This is a genomic window from Bradyrhizobium oropedii (assembly GCF_020889685.1).
GTDB classification, from domain to species: Bacteria; Pseudomonadota; Alphaproteobacteria; order Rhizobiales; family Xanthobacteraceae; genus Bradyrhizobium; species Bradyrhizobium oropedii.
In genome coordinates this window covers 1-20,033 of the sequence record NZ_JACMYO010000092.1, presented here as the reverse complement: position 1 = coordinate 20,033, position 20,033 = coordinate 1, and the positions used below count along the sequence as shown (strand labels likewise).

At 65.9% G+C, this 20,033-nt stretch carries 19 protein-coding genes and 1 pseudogene; 6 read left to right on the top strand and 14 right to left on the bottom strand.

Translation table 11 applies throughout. The features are described 5' to 3' along the window. Positions 1-406: 406 nt before the first annotated feature. From gatB to H8A95_RS24270, 9 genes are all read right to left on the bottom strand, one after another. Positions 407-1,894, bottom strand: coding sequence for an Asp-tRNA(Asn)/Glu-tRNA(Gln) amidotransferase subunit GatB (gene gatB, locus H8A95_RS24310; RefSeq protein ID WP_229185353.1), 1,488 nt, complete (start codon positions 1,892-1,894; stop codon positions 407-409). A gap of 118 nt (positions 1,895-2,012) precedes the next feature. After that, positions 2,013-3,374: a patatin-like phospholipase family protein gene (locus tag H8A95_RS24305; RefSeq protein ID WP_229185368.1), complete on the bottom strand. Its 1,362-nt coding sequence runs from the start codon at positions 3,372-3,374 to the stop codon at positions 2,013-2,015. 154 nt (positions 3,375-3,528) lie between these two features. Continuing rightward, on the bottom strand, positions 3,529-3,819 hold the full coding sequence (locus H8A95_RS24300) for a hypothetical protein (protein WP_229185352.1): 291 nt from the start codon (positions 3,817-3,819) through the stop codon (positions 3,529-3,531). Between the two features lie 3 nt (positions 3,820-3,822). Continuing rightward, complete coding sequence (gene gatA / locus H8A95_RS24295; protein WP_229185351.1) at positions 3,823-5,298, bottom strand: Asp-tRNA(Asn)/Glu-tRNA(Gln) amidotransferase subunit GatA; 1,476 nt, start codon at positions 5,296-5,298, stop codon at positions 3,823-3,825. Next, positions 5,295-5,537: a hypothetical protein gene (locus tag H8A95_RS24290; protein ID WP_229185350.1), complete on the bottom strand. Its 243-nt coding sequence runs from the start codon at positions 5,535-5,537 to the stop codon at positions 5,295-5,297. Before H8A95_RS24290 ends, gatA begins: the two co-directional genes overlap by 4 nt. Positions 5,538-5,557: 20 nt before the next feature. After that, positions 5,558-5,845 carry an Asp-tRNA(Asn)/Glu-tRNA(Gln) amidotransferase subunit GatC gene (gatC, locus tag H8A95_RS24285; RefSeq protein WP_163149801.1) on the bottom strand — a complete coding sequence of 96 codons (288 nt, stop codon included), beginning with the start codon at positions 5,843-5,845 and terminating at the stop codon, positions 5,558-5,560. A gap of 362 nt (positions 5,846-6,207) precedes the next feature. Continuing rightward, on the bottom strand, positions 6,208-6,522 hold the full coding sequence (locus H8A95_RS24280; protein ID WP_229185349.1) for an NIPSNAP family protein: 315 nt from the start codon (positions 6,520-6,522) through the stop codon (positions 6,208-6,210). Positions 6,523-6,615: 93 nt separating this feature from the next. Further along, complete coding sequence (locus tag H8A95_RS24275) at positions 6,616-7,692, bottom strand: NAD(P)H-dependent flavin oxidoreductase (protein WP_229185348.1); 1,077 nt, start codon at positions 7,690-7,692, stop codon at positions 6,616-6,618. 160 nt (positions 7,693-7,852) lie between these two features. Then, a complete protein-coding gene (locus H8A95_RS24270; protein WP_274617523.1) occupies positions 7,853-8,968 on the bottom strand; it encodes an NAD(P)H-dependent flavin oxidoreductase in 1,116 nt (371 codons plus the stop codon). 25 nt (positions 8,969-8,993) lie between these two features. Here H8A95_RS24270 and H8A95_RS24265 point away from each other — a divergent pair, with 25 nt between their 5' ends. The 3 genes from H8A95_RS24265 (at position 8,994) to H8A95_RS24255 (ending at position 11,371) form a co-directional block, all read left to right on the top strand. Further along, positions 8,994-9,884, top strand: coding sequence for a LysR family transcriptional regulator (locus H8A95_RS24265; RefSeq protein ID WP_229185346.1), 891 nt, complete (start codon positions 8,994-8,996; stop codon positions 9,882-9,884). A 75-nt stretch (positions 9,885-9,959) separates the two neighbouring features. Continuing rightward, on the top strand, positions 9,960-10,442 hold the full coding sequence (ruvX, locus tag H8A95_RS24260; RefSeq protein ID WP_229185345.1) for a Holliday junction resolvase RuvX: 483 nt from the start codon (positions 9,960-9,962) through the stop codon (positions 10,440-10,442). Positions 10,443-10,444: 2 nt separating this feature from the next. Then, positions 10,445-11,371: an AEC family transporter gene (locus H8A95_RS24255; RefSeq protein WP_229185344.1), complete on the top strand. Its 927-nt coding sequence runs from the start codon at positions 10,445-10,447 to the stop codon at positions 11,369-11,371. A 26-nt stretch (positions 11,372-11,397) separates the two neighbouring features. Here H8A95_RS24255 and H8A95_RS24250 read toward each other — a convergent pair whose 3' ends face one another. The 4 genes from H8A95_RS24250 to H8A95_RS24235 all read right to left on the bottom strand — a co-directional run bounded on the left by H8A95_RS24250 (position 11,398) and on the right by H8A95_RS24235 (position 16,092). Further along, on the bottom strand, positions 11,398-12,609 hold the full coding sequence (locus H8A95_RS24250) for an ABC transporter substrate-binding protein (RefSeq protein WP_229185343.1): 1,212 nt from the start codon (positions 12,607-12,609) through the stop codon (positions 11,398-11,400). 268 nt (positions 12,610-12,877) lie between these two features. Continuing rightward, positions 12,878-13,651, bottom strand: coding sequence for a CPBP family intramembrane glutamic endopeptidase (locus H8A95_RS24245; protein ID WP_229185342.1), 774 nt, complete (start codon positions 13,649-13,651; stop codon positions 12,878-12,880). A 10-nt stretch (positions 13,652-13,661) separates the two neighbouring features. Continuing rightward, positions 13,662-15,305 (bottom strand): acyl-CoA dehydrogenase family protein, encoded by a 1,644-nt coding sequence (locus tag H8A95_RS24240; RefSeq protein WP_229185341.1) that lies wholly within the window; start codon positions 15,303-15,305, stop codon positions 13,662-13,664. A 37-nt stretch (positions 15,306-15,342) separates the two neighbouring features. Then, positions 15,343-16,092: a M15 family metallopeptidase gene (locus H8A95_RS24235; protein WP_229185340.1), complete on the bottom strand. Its 750-nt coding sequence runs from the start codon at positions 16,090-16,092 to the stop codon at positions 15,343-15,345. 207 nt (positions 16,093-16,299) lie between these two features. On the opposite strand from H8A95_RS24235, the gene H8A95_RS24230 reads away from it, so the two are divergent. The 3 genes from H8A95_RS24230 (at position 16,300) to plsY (ending at position 19,382) form a co-directional block, all read left to right on the top strand. Next, positions 16,300-17,253, top strand: a complete 954-nt coding sequence (locus H8A95_RS24230) for an aspartate carbamoyltransferase catalytic subunit (RefSeq protein WP_166294423.1) — start codon at positions 16,300-16,302, stop codon at positions 17,251-17,253. 4 nt (positions 17,254-17,257) lie between these two features. Then, entirely contained in the window at positions 17,258-18,559 is a 1,302-nt protein-coding gene (locus H8A95_RS24225; RefSeq protein WP_229185339.1) for a dihydroorotase, read from the top strand. Positions 18,560-18,785: 226 nt separating this feature from the next. Continuing rightward, positions 18,786-19,382 carry a glycerol-3-phosphate 1-O-acyltransferase PlsY gene (plsY, locus tag H8A95_RS24220; protein WP_229185338.1) on the top strand — a complete coding sequence of 199 codons (597 nt, stop codon included), beginning with the start codon at positions 18,786-18,788 and terminating at the stop codon, positions 19,380-19,382. A gap of 114 nt (positions 19,383-19,496) precedes the next feature. On the opposite strand, the pseudogene H8A95_RS24215 reads toward plsY, so the two are convergent. Further along, positions 19,497-20,033: pseudogene (locus H8A95_RS24215) on the bottom strand (amidase); the annotation flags it as partial.

Sequence of the window (20,033 nt, the reverse complement as noted above, 5' to 3'; positions counted from 1 at the left end):
TGCAGCAGCTGCCGGCATCCGCATTTGTCAACGTTGCAGGAAATGGCTTGTATTGTAGGCTTTTCATGAATTCGAATGGAAGCGATCGACGCGCGATCGTCGTTGCGCTGAGTCGCGAGTGACGACGAAAAGCGGCGCGGCATAGACGCCGAGTCGTAATTTTTGGCAACGAAAAAATTTTCGTGGGTAAGACGACTTTTGCCTCGTTTGAGGTCGTCCAAGGCGGATTCGCGAACGAATCGCAGCTTCGGCGATTCGGCGCCGAGGGCGTCAGTGCGACCGTCGCGGGAGGGTGTGAGGCGGGATCACGTCGCGTTCACGCGCGCGCGACGACACGAGAGGCGATCGCGCGAGAGCATGATCCGGTTGGATCATACTCCAAGGACAACATCATTGTCCTGTTCGGTCAGATGCCGAGCTTCGACTTCAAGAGGTCGTTGACCGCCTGCGGGTTCGCCTTGCCGCCCGACGACTTCATCACCTGACCGACGAACCAGCTCGCCAGTTGCGGCTTCGCCTTCGCCTGCTCGACCTTGTCGGGATTGGCCGCGATGATGTCGTCGACCACCTTCTCGATCGCGCCGAGGTCGGTGACCTGCTTCATGCCGCGCGTCTCGACGAGCGTGCGCGGATCGCCGCCTTCCTGCCAGACGATCTCGAACAAGTCCTTGGCGATCTTGCCGGAAATCGTTTTCTCTCCGATCAGATCGACGATCGCACCGAGTTGCTTTGCCGACACCGGCGAGGCTGCGATCTCCACGCCTTCCTTGTTGAGACGACCGAACAGTTCGTTGATCACCCAGTTGGCGGCGAGCTTGCCGTCGCGCGCCTTGTCGGCGAGACCTGACAGCACCGTCTCGTAGAACTCGGCGCTCTCGCGCTCGGCGACCAACACGCTCGCATCATAGGGCGACAGGCCGAAGCCCGTAATAAAACGGGACTTCTTCTCGTCCGGCAGTTCCGGCAGCTGCGCCTTGAGTTCGTCGACGAAGGCCTGGCTGAATTCGAGCGGCAAGAGATCGGGATCCGGGAAGTAACGGTAGTCGTGCGCCTCTTCCTTGGAGCGCATCGAACGCGTCTCGCCCTTGTTCGGGTCGAACAGCCGGGTTTCCTGCTCGATCGAGCCGCCGTCCTCGATGATTTCGATCTGACGCCGCGCCTCGTACTCGATCGCCTGGCCGATGAAGTTGACCGAGTTCATGTTCTTGATTTCACAGCGGGTGCCGAGCGCGGTCTCGCCGTGGCGGCGCACCGAGACGTTGACGTCGGCACGGAGGTTGCCCTTCTCCATGTCGCCGTCGCAGGTGCCGAGGTAGCGCAGGATCGAGCGCAGCTTGGAGACGTAGGCCTTGGCCTGCTCGGCGTCACGGATGTCGGGCTTGGAGACGATCTCCATCAGCGCCACGCCACACCGGTTGAGGTCGACGTAGGACATCGTCGGCGACTGATCGTGCAGCAACTTGCCGGCGTCCTGTTCCAGATGCAGCCGCTCGATCCCGATCGTGACGCTGCGGCCGCCGTCGAGCTCGAGCGACACCTCGCCCTCGCCCACGATCGGCGACTTGTACTGGCTGATCTGGTAGCCCTGCGGCGAGTCCGGATAGAAATAGTTCTTGCGGTCGAACACCGAGCGCAGGTTGATCTTCGCGTTCAGCCCGAGGCCGGTACGCACCGCCTGGCGGACGCACTCCTCGTTGATCACGGGCAGCATGCCCGGCATCGCCGCATCGACCAGCGAGACATGGGAGTTGGGGTCGCCGCCGAATGCGGTCGATGCGCCCGAGAACAGCTTTGCGTTCGAGGTGACCTGGGCATGGATCTCCATGCCGATCACGACCTCCCAATCGCCGGTGGCGCTCTTGATTAGCTTGTGCGGGGCGGCAGATGCGGTCATGGATCTCGGTTTCCGGATAAAGTGATATCTGGGATGGATTGGGCTTCGCGCAACCGACAGCGCCAGTCAAGCCGCCTTGCAGTGCTCTTGCAGCCCACGCCGGGGCTGGAGGCGCCGATCAGAGCCCGCGCCGGAACTGCTGATAGGCCTTGCTCGAGCGCAGCGCGTCGGCGCCGCCCGTGATCAGCTGGTTGACCTGCTCCGCCGGCAGCGATAGCCGCGTCGGGATGGCGTTCAAGATGCCGGCCCGCTCCGGTCCAAGCCGGTCGAAGCCGAGCCGCTCGACATAGATCGCGACGTCGCCGCACCTCCAACCGGCGCCGACGCCGAGCCTGGTGCGATCCGCCGCAGACAGGCCGCAGCGCCAACGCTTCAGCTTGCCCGACCAGTCGTTGGCGAGCGTGGTGAAGGCCGCGTAGCTCGAGCGCACGCTGGCATCGATCGCGGTGTCGGCGGCCGCCGACACCAGCTCGACGCCGCTTGGTCCTTCGAGCGTCTGCACGAAGTCGCCGGAGATGCCGCGGCCGGCGTCGACCACCAGGAACAGGATGCGCTTCAGCTTGGCCGCCTGCCGCTCGTCGAGCGGCTCGTAGGGATGTTGCGCGGCGAGCAAGCCGATGCTGAGCCCCGACAGCCCGTAATTGTCGACCAGCCCGCCATCGAGCAGCTTGACGTAGCGCATCGAGCCGTCGCGGTAGCGCGCCTGGGCCTCGGCGTAGGAGCGCAGCAGCGGCTGCGCGTTCGGATCGTTGCGCACCCGATCGTACCAGGGCGGCAGCGGTGCGGCGCATCCGCCGGGATAGGTTTGCAGCACGATCGGGGCAAATGCCAGCGGCACAGCGGCGGACGCCGCCACCGCTTCGGCGACGCGATAGGAGCGGATGTCGCTGCACAGCGCGTCGAACGACGTCTTGCCGAACACGAACGGTGTGCGGTTGTAGATGTCGGAGGCGTTGATCCACACCCGCGGCCGGCGGTCGTCCGGCAATGCCTCGAACCGCGCGCCGTCGAACAGATTTTGATCGAGCCAGTCGGTGAACTGGCTGTCGTTAACGCCGCCGCCCAGCGCGCGCCCGATATTGCCGAGCGAGATCCGGGTCTTCAGTCCCTCCTCGGCATTGCGCAGCAGGAAGCGTTCGCGGAAATCGGCGAGCGCCGCGCGCCGCTTCAATCCGAAATAAGCGGCAGTGACCGATCCGCCGGACACGCCGGAGACGAAGTCGACGCGGTCGAGCAGCGTCTTGCTGCCGGCGGCGCTGGAGTGCACCCGGTCGAGCTCTTCCAGCACGCCGAACGAAAACGCCGCCGCGCGCGTGCCGCCGCCGGAGAACGAGAGCGCGAGCAGCAGGTCATCTTCATAAGTCGGATAGTCGCGGGCGCTGTTGTTGTCGGCGAGCGCAGCACCGAGCGGCACATTGCCTGGAAGATTGTAGACGGACGCGCAGCCGGCAAGGCCCGCCGCCACCGCAGCCACCAGCAGCGCTGACAGCCATCCCCCTATGCCCGACCCACGCACGATTACTCTCTTTGCCGCTGGCCCCCGCCCGGTTCCATTAGCCTATCACGGCGAATGTGGGCGGCGGCATGGCGGCCGAAACAGGGTTAATGCTCACGGTGTCTTGGCACCGGCGTCCTCACACTGACGGGGCCAAAAGCGCGGAGACGATCCGCTCCCACTCGGCCTCGAGCGTGTCCTTTGCGACCGGCTGGCCGGCCCGGCGATACCAATAGCCGGCATTGCCGAGATCGCCTTCGACGCGATGCAGATAGGCATGCACCCAGGCCGAATTGGCGTCGCCTTCGTCCTGCACGATGCGGTGCGCCTGGTCCCAGTCGCCTTTCTTCGCCCACCAAAGCGCGGAGAGCGGCGGCGACTGCGCGCCATCAGGCGCGGTGTCAGCGAGACTGGCGCGGAAATCCGCCATCGCTCACCACCATTTCGGCGCCGCGAACCGGCCGGCCGCCTGCTCGATCACCTCGCCGAGCGAGAACAGCGTCTCCTCGTCGAACGGTCGGCCGATCAGTTGCAGGCCGAGCGGCAGGCCCTGCGTGTCCTTGCCCGCGGGCACGGCAATGCCCGGCAGGCCCGCCATGTTCACGGTCACCGTGAAGATGTCGTTGAGATACATCTCGACCGGATCGGCGCCGCCCTTCTCGCCGATGCCGAACGCCGCCGACGGCGTTGCCGGCGTCAGGATCGCGCTCACGCCCTTTGCGAAGCAGTCCTCGAAATCCTTCTTGATCAGCGTCCGCACCTTCTGCGCACGCAGATAATAAGCATCGTAGTAGCCGGCCGAGAGCACATAGGTGCCGATCAGAACGCGGCGGCGCACCTCGTCGCCAAAGCCGTCGGCGCGGGTGTTCTCGTACATCTCGATGACGTTCTTTCCCGGCTCGCGCAGCCCGTAGCGCACGCCGTCGTAACGCGCGAGGTTCGACGAAGCCTCCGCCGGCGCCACGATGTAATAGGCCGGCAGCGCGTATTTGGTGTGCGGCAGCGACACCTCGACGAGCTCGGCACCCGCAGCCTTCAGCCACTGCGCGCCCTCGCTCCAGAGCTTCTCGATCTCGGCCGGCATGCCGTCGAGCCGATACTCTCTTGGAATACCGATCTTCATGCCCTTCACGGACTTGCCGATCGCGGCCTCATAGTCCGGCACTGCGATGTCGACCGACGTCGTATCCTTCGGATCGTGACCGGCCATCGAGCGCATCAGGATCGCGGCATCGCGCGTCGTGCGCGCGATCGGACCGGCCTGGTCGAGCGAGGACGCAAACGCCACGATGCCCCAGCGCGAGCAGCGCCCATAGGTCGGCTTGATGCCGACGGTCGCAGTGAACGCGGCAGGCTGGCGGATCGAGCCGCCGGTGTCGGTCGCGGTCGCGCCCATGCAGAGAGAAGCCGCCACCGCCGAGGCCGAGCCGCCGGACGAGCCGCCCGGCACCAGCGTGGTGTTGGAGGCTTCGCGGCGCCACGGGTTGGTGACCGGTCCGAAGCACGAGGTCTCGTTCGACGAGCCCATCGCAAACTCGTCATTGTTGAGCTTGCCGAGCAGCACGGCGCCGTCGCGCCAGAGCTGTGAGGTCACCGTCGACTCGTAGGGCGGAATGAAATTGCCGAGGATCTTCGAGCACGCCGTGGTCCTGATGTCGCGCGTCGCGAACAGGTCCTTGATACCGAGCGGAATGCCGGCGAGCGGTCCGCCCTCGCCTTTGGCAATCTTCTCGTCGGCGGCCTTGGCCATCTCGCGGGCGCGGTCGGGCGTCTCAAGCACATAGGCATTGAGCACGCGCGCAGCTTCGATAGCGGCGAGATGCGCATCGGTCAGTTCGCGGGCGGTGAAAGATTTGCTCGCCAGGCCCTCACGGGCCTCGGCGATGGTCAGCGATGTCAAATCGGTCATTTATTGATCGGGCTGCAGAAGAACGGAGACAGGGTCTTGTCGTTGGCGGGGTCGTCTTGCCGCGCTTTGGCATTTTGCTCGGCATTTTCTTTGGCGCGGGCGGCGTCGAGCGCCTCGAGATGGTCGAGCACGGCGTCCATCGCCGCGTTGGGATCGGCGACCTTCCCCTTGCGCTCCACCGCATCGAGGAAGTCCATGTAGGCCTTGTAGGCCTTCTCGTCGTCGCAGAGCAGACACATTGTAATTATCCGATCGCGCTTTACTCGACCACCTTCGGCACCAGGAAGAAGTCGTTCACGGTGTCGGGCGCATTACGGACGATGGCGTCGGCGATCTCGCCGTCATTGACCACGTCCGCGCGCTTCTTCATCTCCATCGGCGTCACCGAGGTCATCGGCTCGACACCGTCGATATTCACTTCCGACAGTTGCTCGACAAAGGCCAGCATCGCGTTCAGCTCGCCCTGGAGATGGGGAACTTCGGCGTCGCTGACCGCAATCCGCGCCAGATGCGCGATACGGCGGACGGTCGTGGCGTCTACGGACATTATATAGGGCCTCGGGTGGTCAGGCTGAAAGATCAGCCTGCCGTATAGCAGAGGCCGGTTTTGCGCCGCAACCGCAGCGAGCCCGCGGAAGGCCTCAGAGCCCGCCGGATCGCCGGCCAGGCGCCCCAGCCGACAATTTCCGCTCCAAAATCCCGGGAAGAAACCACTTTGCGGGCCCGGCGCAGTCGTCCTGAAACAGTCGCGGCGCCTACTCCCCCAAAGAGAACACTACGGGAGTGCGCGATGTCCACGTTCGAAACCACCCCTAAGCCGGGAGGCTGGGACCCTGCCCTCTGGTCGATCGGGACCGCGATCGGCTTTGCCATCCTCTATGTGGCCTGCCTGGCCTGACGTTCGAGCGTCTAGGCAGCTTTCGGCAGCAATGGTCGAAAGAACGACCGTTCATAGCGGAGAAAGCAGCGCGTCTCCTTCGCGAAGGCGATCGCCTTTTGAACGTCCGGATCCAGCGCTGAGTCCTTGCGGTACTGCTCGTAGGCCGCAAGGCTCGGAAAGCTGAACATCGCCAAGGCAACGTCGCTTGCGCCCTCGGACGGCAAGAAATAGCCGTGATGAATGCCGCCAAACCGCGGCATCAGTTCCAGCCACATCGCACCATAAGCCTCGAAGTCGGCGAGCTTGTCCGGACGGACTTCGTACCGCAGATAACAGGTGATCATGCCGTGGTGCTCCTGCGCCAAATGAACTGCCTCTCTTCATAGCTCGATTGCGAGGCGGCAGGCTGGGCATACACCGCGCGGATGGAGGCGAAATCAACCCGCCAGCTTGCCCATCCGCGCCAGCGCCGCCCCGGCCAGCGCTCTTGTCAATTCGGCGGCCGGCATCTCCTTGCCCATCCGCACCGCCTGCCCGGCCCACAGATTGGTGAAATCGACCTTGCCCTGTTTCTCGGCGGCCGCCCTCAGTGGTCCGAGCGCGGTCGCCGCGTGCGGAAACGCCGGCGCATCCGGCGAGATCGGGCCGACCTCACGCATCACGCGGTTGGCGACGCCGCGCGCCGGGCGTCCGGTCATCACATTGGTGATGACCGTCGATTCGTCGCTCGCCTGCGCCAGCGCGACACGACCCTGCGGTGTCACCTTGGATTCCGGGCAGCGCAGATAGGCCGAGCCGATCTGAACGGCCGCGGCGCCGAGCGCAAATGCCGCCGCGATCCCGCGCCCGTCAGCGATGCCGCCGGCCGCGACCACCGGCACCTTCACCGCATCGACCACCTGCGGCAGCAGCGAGAACGTGCCGGGCTGCTCGGAAATATTCCCGGTCAGGAACATCGCGCGATGGCCGCCGGCGTCGGCGCCCTGCGCGATGACGACATCGGCGCCGTTCTCTTCCAGCCAGATCGCCTCCTTCACCGTGGTCGCCGACGACATCACGATGGCGCCGGCCGCCTTCACCCGCTGCAACAACTTCGGCTCCGGCAAGCCAAAATGGAAGCTGACCACCTCGGGCTTCAGCTCCTCGACCACGGCGCAGAACGCCGCATCGAACGGCGCGCGGTTCGCGGCGTTGATCGGCGCATTCGGATCGAGGCCGTGCTCGCGATAGTAAGGCGCCAGCCGCTGCCGCCATGTCGCCTCGCGCGCCGGATCGGCATCGACCGCCTTGTGGCAGAAGAAGTTGAGATTGACCGGCGCGGACACGCGCTGGCGGATGATGTTGACCTGCTCGCGCGCCTTCTCGGCCGACAGCATCGCACATGGCAGCGAGCCGAGCCCGCCGCCTTGCGCCACCGCAATCACCAGCTCCGCGTCCATCACGCCGGCCATCGGCGCCAGCACGATCGGGAATTCGGTCTTGAAACGATCGATCAATCGACGGTCCGGCCACATGGTGTTGTCTCTTTCCTGGCTTGCTCAGAATGACCCTCTCCCCTTGTGGGAGAGGATGCGCTCGCAAAGCGAGCGCGGGTGAGGGGTTTCTCTCCGCGGAGACAGACCCCTCATCCGGCGCGGACTTCGCGTAGCCGATGCAACGCATCGGCGTTCTTACTTAAAGTACGGCGGCCGGAGGCCGCATATGGCCACCTTCTCCCACAAGGGGAGAAGGTGAAAAGTTGCGCCGGCCCTGCAATGACTGCTCGGCCTCGGCGACGATGCGGCCGACGATCTCGGCCGCGGGAACGATATCATGGATCAGGCCGACGGACTCGCCGGCAAACACCGCGGCGATATCGAAATTGCCCGCTTCCCTCGCAGCGGCATATTGCACAGCGATCTCGTCCGCGCGCTGCATCAGCTCGATCTCGCGGCCGGTCCAGCGCCGCAGATGATCGTTGGAGAGCGAGCGCGCGGTAAACGGCGCCGGCCAGATCAGCTTGCGCGACCAGTCCATCACCACGCCACGCACCGTCTCGCCACTCTTCGCCGCACGGATCAACTGCTTCGCCTGCTCGGGCGCGTCAGCCTCGACGCTGGCATAGAACCGCGTTCCCATCAGCACGCCGGATGCGCCGAGCATCATCATCGCCGCAAGGCCGCGCCCGTCCGCGATGCCGCCGGCTGCGACGACCGGGACGCGCCCTGCGGCGAAATCAATGATCGCAGGCACGATGTCGAGCGTGGTGCGCGAGGCGCCGTGACCGCCGGCCTCGGTGCCCTGCGCAATCAGGATGTCGGCGCCGCAATCGAGCGCTGATAGCGCCATATCCTCGCTCTGCACCTGGCAGATCAGCAGCGCCCCCGCGGCCTTGATCTTTGGCGCGAACGGCGCCGGATCGCCGAATGACAGCATCACCGCACGTGGCCGCGCCTCGAGCGCGATATCGATCAACTCGGGCTGCCTGGCGAGGCTCCAGGTGATGAAGCCGATGCCGAACGGCTTCACGGACCCCTTCAGCTTTGCGGTTTCGGCCTCGAGCCAGGCCCGGTCCCCGTAGCCGCCGCCCAAAATGCCGAAGCCACCCGCCTCACCCACCGCCCTGACCAGCCGACTCCCCGCGATCATCGCCATCGGCGCCGCCAGGATCGGATGCTCGATGCCGAGACGCGCCGTCAATTCGGTGCTGATCGACATGCGCTCGCTCCCTGTTTTGAATTTGCTGTTCTGGACTCGCAGCCTAAGCGCGCCTAATATTCTGTGAAAATGAATACTAGAGAACGCTCCCATCTCTAATTTGAAACGGTGATCCCAGATGGAACTGACCGACCTGCTCACCTTTTCCACGGTCGCCCGCCTCGGCGGCATCACCAAGGCCGCCGACGAGCTCAATACCGTGCAGTCCAACGTCACCCAGCGCATCAAGGCGCTGGAGGCCGAGATCGGCACTGCCCTCTTTGAACGTCACAGCCGCGGCATGTCGCTGACCGGCGCCGGCCGCCGGCTGTTGCCCTATGCGCAACGCATGGCGGCGCTGTCGCGCGAAGCCGTGCTCGCCGCGCGCGACGATGGCGAGCCGAAGGGACCGCTGTCGATCGGCTCGATGGAGACGACCGCTGCGGTGCGGCTACCGACGCTGCTCGCCGAGTTTCATCGCCGCTATCCGGCGGTGCGCCTGACCTTGCGCACCGCGCCGACCGCCGATCTCGTCGCCGCCGTGCTCGACGGCTCGCTCGACGGCGCTTTCGTCGCCGGCCCGATCGAGCATGCCGAACTGATGGCGACGTCAGCCTTCACCGAGGAACTGGTGCTCGTCACCGCGCAGCGCTGGAAATCGCTCGCCGCGCTGCGCGCCGGCACGCCGGAGTCGGGCCCGACCGCGCTGGTGTTCCGCACCGGCTGCACCTACCGGCAACGCCTGGAACAGGTGTTCACCGAATTCGGCTGGCCGTCGGCAGCGCGCTTCGAGTTGGGCACGCTCGACGGCATGGTCGGCTGCGTCGCCGCCGATATGGGCGTGACGCTGTTGCCGCGCGCCGTCGTCGCGCGCGACCATGTCCAGCGCGACATCCATATCCACAAGCTCGATCCACGGCACGCGCGTGTCGAGACGCTGTTCATCCAGCGCCGCACCGCGCACCAATACAGCGCGTTGCAGGGGCTGGCCGCGTGCCTTACCGGCGACGATCGGGTGATCGCCGCCTGATCGGCGTTTTCGCATGGACGCCCGCCCGCCGCCGGGCTTTGCCTCGGCGCGCGGCAGCGTGCTAAGCGCAAGGCCATGCCCGCCCCCATCCTTCCCCTGATCGAAGCCGCACCGCTCTGGCCCGAGCGCGGCGCGCTTGTCGGCCTCGACCTCGGGACCAAGACCATCGGCGTTGCCGTCTCCGATCCGGACCGGCGGCTCGCGACCGGCGTCGAGACCATCCAGCGCAAGCAGTTCAAGCTCGACGCGGCACGGCTGCTCACGATCGCGGCCGAGCGCAACGCCGTAGGCTTCGTGCTCGGGCTGCCGATCAACATGGACGGCAGCGAGGGCCCGCGCGCGCAATCGACCCGGGCATTCGCCCGCAACTTCGCCGGCCTCACGCCCCTTGCGATCGGGCTGTGGGACGAGCGGCTGTCGACGGCGGCGGTCGAGCGCGAACTGATCGGGATGGACGTCAGCCGCGCCCGCCGCGCCGAGGTGATCGACGAGCACGCCGCGATCTTCATCCTGCAGGGCGCGCTCGACCGGCTGGCGAAGCTGCGCGGAGACCGCTGACGATGGCCGTGGTGATCGCGGCGCTGCTGCCGGTGTTCCTCTTGATCGTGCTGGGCGTTGTCCTGAAGCGCACGCTGATGCGGCTCGACACGCAATGGCATGGGCTGGAACAGCTGACCTACTACGTCCTGTTCCCGGTGCTGCTGGTGCAGACGCTGGTGAAGGCCGATCTGTCCACGGTACCAGTCGCAGGCGCCGGCGGTGCGCTGCTGCTCGCGGCGCTCGTGATGTGCCTGCTGTGTCTGGCGCTGCGCGGCCCGCTCGCCCACACCGGGGTCGACGGTCCCGCCTTCACCTCGATCTTCCAGGGCGCCACGCGCTGGCAGACCTATGTTGCGCTTTCGGTGTCGGGCAATCTGTACGGCAAGGTCGGACTTGCGCTCGCGTCGGTCGCGATGGTTGCGATCATTCCGCTGGTCAACGTCTTCAGCGTCGCAGTATTGGCGAAGTATGCCTCGTCCGGGAAGCGGTCAGCGGGCGCGATCGTGACGACGGTCGTGAAGAACCCACTGATCTGGGCCTGCGTGATCGGGCTCGCCATCAATGTCGCGCACATCCCGCTGCCGAAAATCTGGCACGACGTCGCGGATGCGCTGGGCGGCTCCTCGCTGGCGATCGGCCTGCTGGTCACCGGGGCCGGGCTACATCTGGAAGGCATGTTCCGCCCCAGCCTCGCCGCCAGCATCGCCCTGGTGCTGAAGCTCGTCCTGATGCCCGTGCTGACCGTTGCGCTCGCGGTGTGGTTCGGCGTCACCGGCGCCAATCTCGCGATCGTCGCGGCCTGCGCCGCGGTGCCGACCTCGCCGTCGGCCTACGTGATGGCGCGCCAGATGGGCGGCGACGCCCCCCTGCTCGCCCAAATCATCACGCTGCAAACGATCCTGGCCGCGATCACGATGCCGATCGTGATCGCCGCGGTTGGGCCTTAGCAGCCGGCGGATTGCGCCGATCGCCGCTACTTTCCGGACGATCCGGTGAACGCCGTATCGAGCACGTCGCCGATCGGCTGCCAGCTGCGGCCATCGAACTGCAGCAGCCGCAATTGCTCGACCGGCCGGAAGTGACCGGTGTTGATCTTGATGCCCGGGAGCAAGGCCGATGCCTGATAATCCCTGAGCGCCGCGGCCTGCTTCATGACGTTTTCGCGCGATAGGTCGTTGCCGCATTGCCTGAGCACCTGGACCAGCGTCTCGGCGGCGGCGTAGCCATAGACTGCGGCGGCGTCATCCTTGCCGCCGGCCTTCGTATACTTGTCCAGGAAGCTGCGCCAGGCGCCCTGCTCTTCGCTCCAGGCGGGATCGCTCGCATCCTTCAGGAAGGCGGCGGTGATGACGCCGGTTGCATTCTCCGTGCCGGCCGGCTTGAGCACCGTCTCGATCGAAGACGCCATCTGGTTCACGACAAACACCGGCCGCCAGCCGTGGTCGGCCGCCGCGCGGATCACCTTCGAAGCATTTTCCGGCACGCCGGCAAACACGAAGACCTCGGCGCCCGATTGCTTCAGGATCGAGATGTGGCCATCCAGATGCTGATCGTCGACATCATAGGCGATGTCGACCCTGATGTTGTGGGCGACGTCACCCAGCCCCTGCACCAGCCCCTTGAACAATTCCCGCCCGAACTGGTCATTCTCCCAGAGCGCCACGATCTTCTTTCCGGGATAGAACGCCTGAATGTAGTTGGCGTAGATGCGCCCTTCCTCGCGGTATGAGGGCTGCCAGCCCATGGTCCACGGATAGAGCGACGGCTCGCTGAGCTCCTGATCGCCGGAGGCGACGAAAAGCTGGGGCACCTGCCGTTCGTTGAGATACTTCCGCACCGCCAGATTCCCCGGCGTGCCGAACGAGCCGAACATCAACAGCACATTGTCGGTCTCGACGAGAATGCGCGTCAGGTCCATGGCGTTGGATGCGTCCGACAGATCGTCGTAGGACATGAAGCGGATCTTGCGGCCGCCGATGCCGCCGCGCTCGTTGATCATCTCGAAATAGGCGGCTTCGGCCTTGCCGATCTGGCCGAAGATCTCCAGCGCGCCGCTATACGGCATGAAATTCCCGATCCGGATTTCGGTATCGGTCACGCCCCCATCACGCACCTGCTGCGTGATGGCGCCGAGCGACGCCAGCGCGACGACGCCGGCCAGAAGAGTTCGGAACAACGTAGCCATGGGAAGAGCTCGCACGACGGCAGCCGCCGCTGCCTGGTTTCAGTCCGGCCCGCGCTCGTTTATTGATCCAGATCATAGCACTCAGGCGGGGGCGCGGGCACCCTCTCTGTCGGGTTCCAGCGTGAAGGCTGCCGATCTTGATCGCTGCGGCCAGGGCCGTAGACGATGTTCTTCACCGACGGAGCGACGAAGCAATCCATGCTGTCGCGTATGCGGAACGGTGGATTGCTTCGCTTTGCTCGCAATGACGGACGAGACAACGAGCTCGCTATGACCCCGCCAGCCACCAGGTCTGGATCGTCGCAGCAAAATTGTTCAGGCCGTGCAGCAGGATCGTCAGCCAGGTCGAACCGGTGCGGAAGCGCAGATAGCCGAACAGCAGCCCGATCGTCAGCACCTGGCAGAGGAAGAACCAGTCGTACTGGAGGTGCATCACCGTCCAGACGATCGACGACAGCACGATCGCGCCATACGGGCCGAGCCGGGATTCCGACCAGCCACGATAGAGCCAGCCGCGCGCGAACAGCTCCTCCCAGAGCGGCGCGGCGACCGCGAAGGCGATCACCAGAAGCCACAGCGCGCTGTGCTCCTGCGCCGATTTCAGCACGTCGCCCATGAAGCCCGGCGCCACCTCGCGGCCGGCGGCGCGGGATACCATGTCCCAGGCGCCGACCAGCACGATCAGCGAAACGACGCCGATGATGACGTTCCTCCACGACGTCCAGTGCAGCCCGAGATAATCCGCGAACGAGATCCGGGTCCGGCGGATTGCCAACCACAGCGCCAGCAGCACCATCGGCAAGCCGGCGAGGACCGAGAGCGAGATCGTCAGGCCGTCGGCGACCACATGGGTGATGCCGGCCGTCGACAACTCGCTGCCCTGCGCGATGATGCGGTAGACGATGACCGCGACCTGACCGACGAACATCGCAGCGAAGATCAATAGGCCCCACAGCGCGGTGCCCCAGAACTTCCAGACCCGCGGAGGAAGTGGCGGCGGTTCAAGCGCGGCCGGCGGAATATCGGGATTGAGTGCGTCCATCAGCAAACCTTCATGGCAGCGCCCGCGCCAGCAGCGCGCGCTGATCGGAATCGGAAAGTTCCACCGCGCCGTACATGCCGGCGTGGCGTTCGGCAAGCCGTGTCGCCGCGAACAGTTCGGCACTCCTTGGCGAGACCTGGTTGAGCGCCGCGGCGGCCGCGAGCAGCGCCAGCTTCTCGACCGCAAGCCGCGCAACGCGCTCGCTGTCCGGGCGGCGGAACGATTGTCCGATCGCGGCAACGGTCTCGGCCGCGCCAGGAAGGCCCTTGGTCTGGTCGGCGAGCGCGCGCAGCACGGCGAGCGCGGCATCGGCCTCGCGGCCGAGTGCACGGAGCACGTCGAGGCACATCACGTTGCCGGAACCTTCCCAGATCGCGTTGACCGGCGCCTCCCGGTAGTGCCGCGCCAGAATGCCTTCCTCGACATAGCCGTTGCCGCCGAGGCACTCCATCGCCTCGTAGAGGAAGCCAGGCGCGCTCTTGCAGGTCCAGTATTTGATCGCCGGCGTCAGCAGCCGCATATAGGCGGCCTCGCCCGCATCGGTGGGCGCGCGGTCGAACCCGCGGCAGAGCCGCATCACCAGCGCGATCGACGCCTCGACATGCAGCGCCATGTCCGACAGCACCGCCTGCATCAGCGGCTGGTCGGCGAGATGCTTCTGGAACACGCTGCGATGGCGCGCGTGATTGAGCGCGTGCGCCAGCCCGGAGCGCATCAGCCCTGCGGATGCGATCGCGCAATCCTGCCGCGTCAGCTGCACCATCTGGATGATGGTGCGGATGCCCTTGCCTTCCTCGCCGATCAGCTCGGCGGAAGCGCCGTGGAATTCGACCTCCGAGGAAGCATTGGAGCGGTTGCCGAGCTTGTCCTTCAGGCGCTGGAAGTGGATCGCGTTGACGGTGCCGTCGGGTGCGAAGCGCGGCATGAAGAAGCAGCTCAAGCCGTCCTTGGCCTGCGCCAGCACCAGGAACGCGTCGCACATCGGCGCCGACATGAACCATTTGTGCCCGATGATGCGCCATGCGCCGCCGTCGCGCTCGGCGCGCGTCATGTTGGCGCGCACATCGGTGCCGCCCTGTTTTTCCGTCATGCCCATGCCGAGCGTCATGCCGCGCTTGGTCCACCATGGCGCGAAGCTCGGATCGTAGGCGCGCGTGCCGATCACAGGCATCGTCTTCGCCAGGATGTCCGGCTGCGAGGCCAGCGCCGCGACCGACGCCCGCGTCATCGTGATCGGGCAGAGATGGCCGGTCTCGACCTGGGCAGCGACATAGAATTTTGCCGCGTGCACCACCTCGGCCGCGCCGCCGGCCGGCTTGCCTTGGGCATCCCAGGTCGAATTATGCACGCCGGCATGCGCGGAGTGCGCCATCAGGTCATGGTAGGCCGGATGAAACTCGACCTCGTCGCGGCGATTGCCCCTGGCGTCGAACGATCGCAGTTTCGGCGTGTTCTCGTTAGCGACGCGGCCCCGCTCCGCCATGACGGCGGAGCCCCAATGCTTGCCGAAATCCGACAGCTCAGCGGTGGCCGCTGCCCCGCCATTGGCGGCGACGGCCGCGACCAGCGGCGCGTCGGTCGCGAACAGGTCGACGTTCCAAAACGGCGGCGACTGGTTGAGCACGTCGTGGGTGGCAAACGGAGCCTGCGTCATGGGCGGGTCTCGGGGCGTGTCTCGAACCTGTCCGGAATCAATTGCGGCGCGACACTATCGGGAAATCATAGGCCGGCCCGCCGGCCCCCGGCAGCGAAAAGTGCCACCATTCCTTCGAATAGTTCACAAATCCCTGCCCGGCCATCGCCGCGACCAGCCTCGTCCGCCAGCGCCGTTGCGCCGGGGTGATGGAGCCTGCCGCGGTATGGCCCTTGGCATCAGAACAGTCGTAGCCGGTGCCCATGTCGACGCTGCCCTCCGGCGCGCGCGCAGCAACAGGCGCAGTGCAGTCGGCATAGTCCTTGGCAGGATCGAACTTGGCTGAGTTATCGGCGGTCAGATCAACCAGCGTGAGATCGAGCGCGGCGCCGGTCGAATGGCCGGAATGCGTCGCGATATAGCCGAGGCGGAACAGGTCGGCCTTCGAGAAGGCCGGGTTGTAGCGCCGCTCGGCGGCGGTCTCGGTGCCGTTCTTCGACCACGCCACCATGTCGGTGACCGCGCGGGCCGGCCGGTAACAATCGAACATCTTCAGCGACAGCTTTTGCCGGGCCAGTTCCTGCTGCACGGCCTTGAGCCGAAGCCCGACGTCCCGCTTCACCACGCATTCCGCCGCGCCATAGCCCGCGATCGGCCGGCCCATGAAATTGTTCGAGCTGGCGTAGCGGATGTCCTGGATGATGGTCGGGTCGATGTCGCGGAGGAACGCGAAGTCGCCGGGAAGCTTCTGAGCGAAGGCAGGCGAAACCAGGCCAATGACGGCGGCACCGATCACGACAATTTTCATAGGTTCTCGCCCCGGCGTCATGGCCGGGTTTATCCCCGGCCATCCACGTCTTGCTCCGGAAACGTCCGCGAAAGCAAGGCGTGGATGCGCTGCGGAAGCCCTGGCATAACGGCGCAGCGACCCGGCCCCATCTTACTCGGGGAAAACTCCTCCGAGCCCTCTTCGCGCTTGCCCCGCCGGCCATCCGCGCCTATAGCTCTCGCTTTAATGACCCCATCATTGAAATCGACTTTTGTCCTTGGTCACCGGCATCTGCTGGGCATCGAGGGCCTTTCCGCTGACGACATCACGGGCCTGCTGGACCTCTCCGAGGAGTATGTCGAGCTCAACCGCCAGGTCGACAAGAAGCGCGCCAGTCTGCGCGGCCGCACCCAGGTCAACCTGTTCTTCGAGGCCTCGACCCGGACCCAGTCCTCGTTCGAGATCGCCGGAAAACGCCTGGGCGCCGACGTCATGAACATGTCGGTGTCATCGATGTCGACCCGCAAGGGCGAGACCTTGATGGACACCGCGGTGACGCTGAACGCGATGCACCCCGACATCCTGGTGGTGCGCCACCACGCCTCCGGCGCGGTCGAGCTTTTGGCGCGCAAGGTTGACGGTTCCGTGATCAATGCCGGCGACGGCGCCCACGAGCACCCGACCCAGGCGCTGCTCGATGCGCTGACCATCCGCCGCAACAAGGGCCGGCTCGAGGGCCTGACGATCGCAATCTGCGGCGACGTGCTGCATTCGCGCGTGGCGCGCTCCAACATCTTCCTGCTCAACACCATGGGCGCCCGCGTCCGCGTGGTGGCCCCCTCCACCTTGCTGCCGCCCGGCATCGAGCGGATGGGCGTCGAGGTCGCGCGCGACATGCGCGAGGGGCTGAACGGCGCCGACATCGTGATGATGCTGCGGCTGCAGCGCGAGCGCATGAACGGCTCGTTCGTGCCGTCGACGGGCGAATATTTCCACTATTTCGGCCTCGACCAGAAGAAGCTCGGTTACGCCAAGCCCGATGCGCTGGTGATGCATCCGGGCCCGATGAACCGCGGTGTCGAGATCGACACTTTCGTTGCCGACGGCGCGCAATCGCTGATCCGTGAACAAGTCGAAATGGGTGTGGCGGTGCGCATGGCAGTGCTCGAGGCGCTCGCCCGCAACCTGCCGAACGCGTGACGCCATGCTGATTGACCGCCGCCCCATCCTGCTCGCCAACGCCCGCGTCATCGATCCCTCCCGCGACTTCGATGGTCCGGGCGATGTCCTGATCGCCGAGGGCGTGATCCGCGACACCAAGCGCGGCATCGGCGCCGCCGGCGTTCCCGAAGGCACCGACATCGTCAACTGCGCCGGCAAGATCGTGGCTCCCGGCCTGATCGACATGCGCGCCTTCGTCGGCGAACCCGGCGCCAGCCACCGCGAGACCTTTGCCTCGGCCAGCCAGGCCGCGGCCGCCGGCGGCATCACCACCATCATCTGTCAGCCCGACACCTCGCCGGTGATCGACAATTCCGCGACCGTCGACTTCGTGCTGCGCCGTGCCCGCGACACCGCGATCGTCAACATCCATCCGATGGCGGCGCTGACCAAGGGCATGCAGGGCCAGGAGATGACCGAGATCGGCCTGTTGAAGGCCGCCGGCGCCGTCGCCTTCACCGATGGCGACCGCAGTGTCACCAACGCCCAGGTGATGCGGCGGGCGCTGACCTATGCTCGCGATTTCGACGCGCTGATCGTGCATCACACCGAGGACCCGCACCTTGTGGGTGAAGGCGTCATGAACGAAGGCGAGTTCGCGACCCGGCTCGGCCTTGCCGGCATTCCGACCGCCGCGGAGTCGATCATGCTCGAGCGCGACATGCGGCTCGCGGGGCTGACCGGCGGGCGCTATCACGCGGCGTCGCTGACCTCGACCGAGTCGCTGGAGATCCTCAAGCGCGCCCGCGATAGCGGCTACAATGTCTCGGCCTCGGTTTCGATCAACCACGTGACGCTGAACGAGAACGACATCGGCCCCTACCGCACCTTCCTCAAGCTGGCGCCGCCGCTGCGCACCGAGGAGGACCGCAAGGCGCTGGTCGCGGCGCTGGCCTCCGGGCTGATCGACGTTGTGATGAGCGATCACAATCCGCAGGACGTCGAGGTCAAGCGGCTGCCGTTCGCGGAAGCGGCGAGCGGCGCGGTCGGCCTGCAGACCATGCTGCCGGCGGCGCTCCGGCTGATCCACAATGGCGAGATGGAGTTCAAGACGCTGATCCGCGCAATGTCGACGCGACCGGCCGAACTGCTCGGCCTGCCCGGCGGCACGCTGCGTGCGGGTGCGCCGGCCGACGTGATCGTGATCGACGCCGACACGCCATGGGTGCTCGACCGCGACGAGCTCAAGTCACTGTGCAAGAATACGCCATTCGACGACGCCCGCTTCTCGGGCCGCGTGACGCGGACCATCGTCGGCGGACGCACCGTATACGAGCACGTCTAAATCGGGGTGGAACCTAGCGCGACGCGAGTTGCGACATCGCTTCCATCGTCGTCCCGACGACGATGGCTGCGACGTAAACCACAAAGAAAAGCTGCTCCAGCCGCCTGCGAACAGAAGCCATGATAAGCTCCCTCATTTTCAAGCGCATGGTGCGGATCGATGGTTAATATTTCATTGACAGAATTGTCCAAAATGGACCGAACCGACCGTCCAGGGAGCCACCGCGATGTCCGCTGACGCGTTCCTGCTGGTCGCCTTCCTGATCGGCTATCTCCTGGGCTCGATCCCGTTCGGCATGATCCTCACCAGGCTCGCCGGCACCCAGGATCTGCGCACGGTCGGCTCGGGCAATATCGGCGCCACCAACGTCCTGCGAACCGGCCACAAGGGCCTCGCCGCGGCGACGCTACTCGGCGACATGCTCAAGGGCACGGTCGCCGTCATCATCGCGGGCACCATCGACGGCCCGAACGCCGCGATGCTGGCGGCGCTGGGAGCGTTCCTCGGCCATCTCTTCCCGGTCTGGCTCAAGTTTCGCGGCGGCAAGGGCGTCGCGACCTATATCGGCGTGCTGGTCGGCCTGTTCTGGCCGGCGGCGCTGATCTTTGCCGTGATCTGGCTCGGCACCGCATACACGACGCGCTACTCGTCGCTGTCGGCGCTGATCGCCGCGTTCGTGACGCCGCTGTTCCTGTGGTGGTTCGGCCACAACGCGCTCGCCTCGCTGTTCGCCGTGCTGACGCTGCTGCTGTTCTACATGCACCGCGAGAACATCAAGCGCCTGCAGGCCGGCACCGAAGGCAAGATCGGCGAGAAGAAATAAGTCTCCGTCATTCCGGGGCTCGCGAAGCGAGAGCCCGGAATCCATCGGGCCGCAAGCGTTGTTGTGAAATGGATTCCGGGTTCGCGACTTCGTCGCGCCCCGGAATGACGGCGGTTATTTCTTCAGCGCATCCTCGACAAAGCTCGCCGCCGCCAGCGCCTTCGCATCGTCGCCAAAACCCGCGATCACGGTCACACCAACCGGCAAACCGCCCTCGGCAACCAGCGTCGGCACGTTGACGCAGGGCACGCCCATCAGGGTCCAGAGCCGGTTGTAACGGGGATCGCCGGTCGACGCCAAGCCTTCAGGCGCAGCACCCGGCGCCGACAGCGTCAGCAGCACGTCGACCTCGGCTAAGATCGCGGCCAGCGCCTGCCGCGCGCGCAGAGTGACATCCATCGCCGCATCATATTCGGCCGGCGTGCCGCCCTTGCTCTCGTCGAGCCGACCGCGCAGCAGCGGCGGCATCGCGTCGTAGTGCTCGGCAAGTTCCCAAGCGAACGACTGGTGCGCCTCGAACTCCTGCACCACCGGATGGATCCGCCAGGCTTCGGCGACGATCTCGGGCACCGCGATCTCGCACACGGTTGCGCCCGCCTGCTCCGCCGCACGCGCGGCTGCCTGCAACGCCGCCGCGCCGGATGGCTCGGG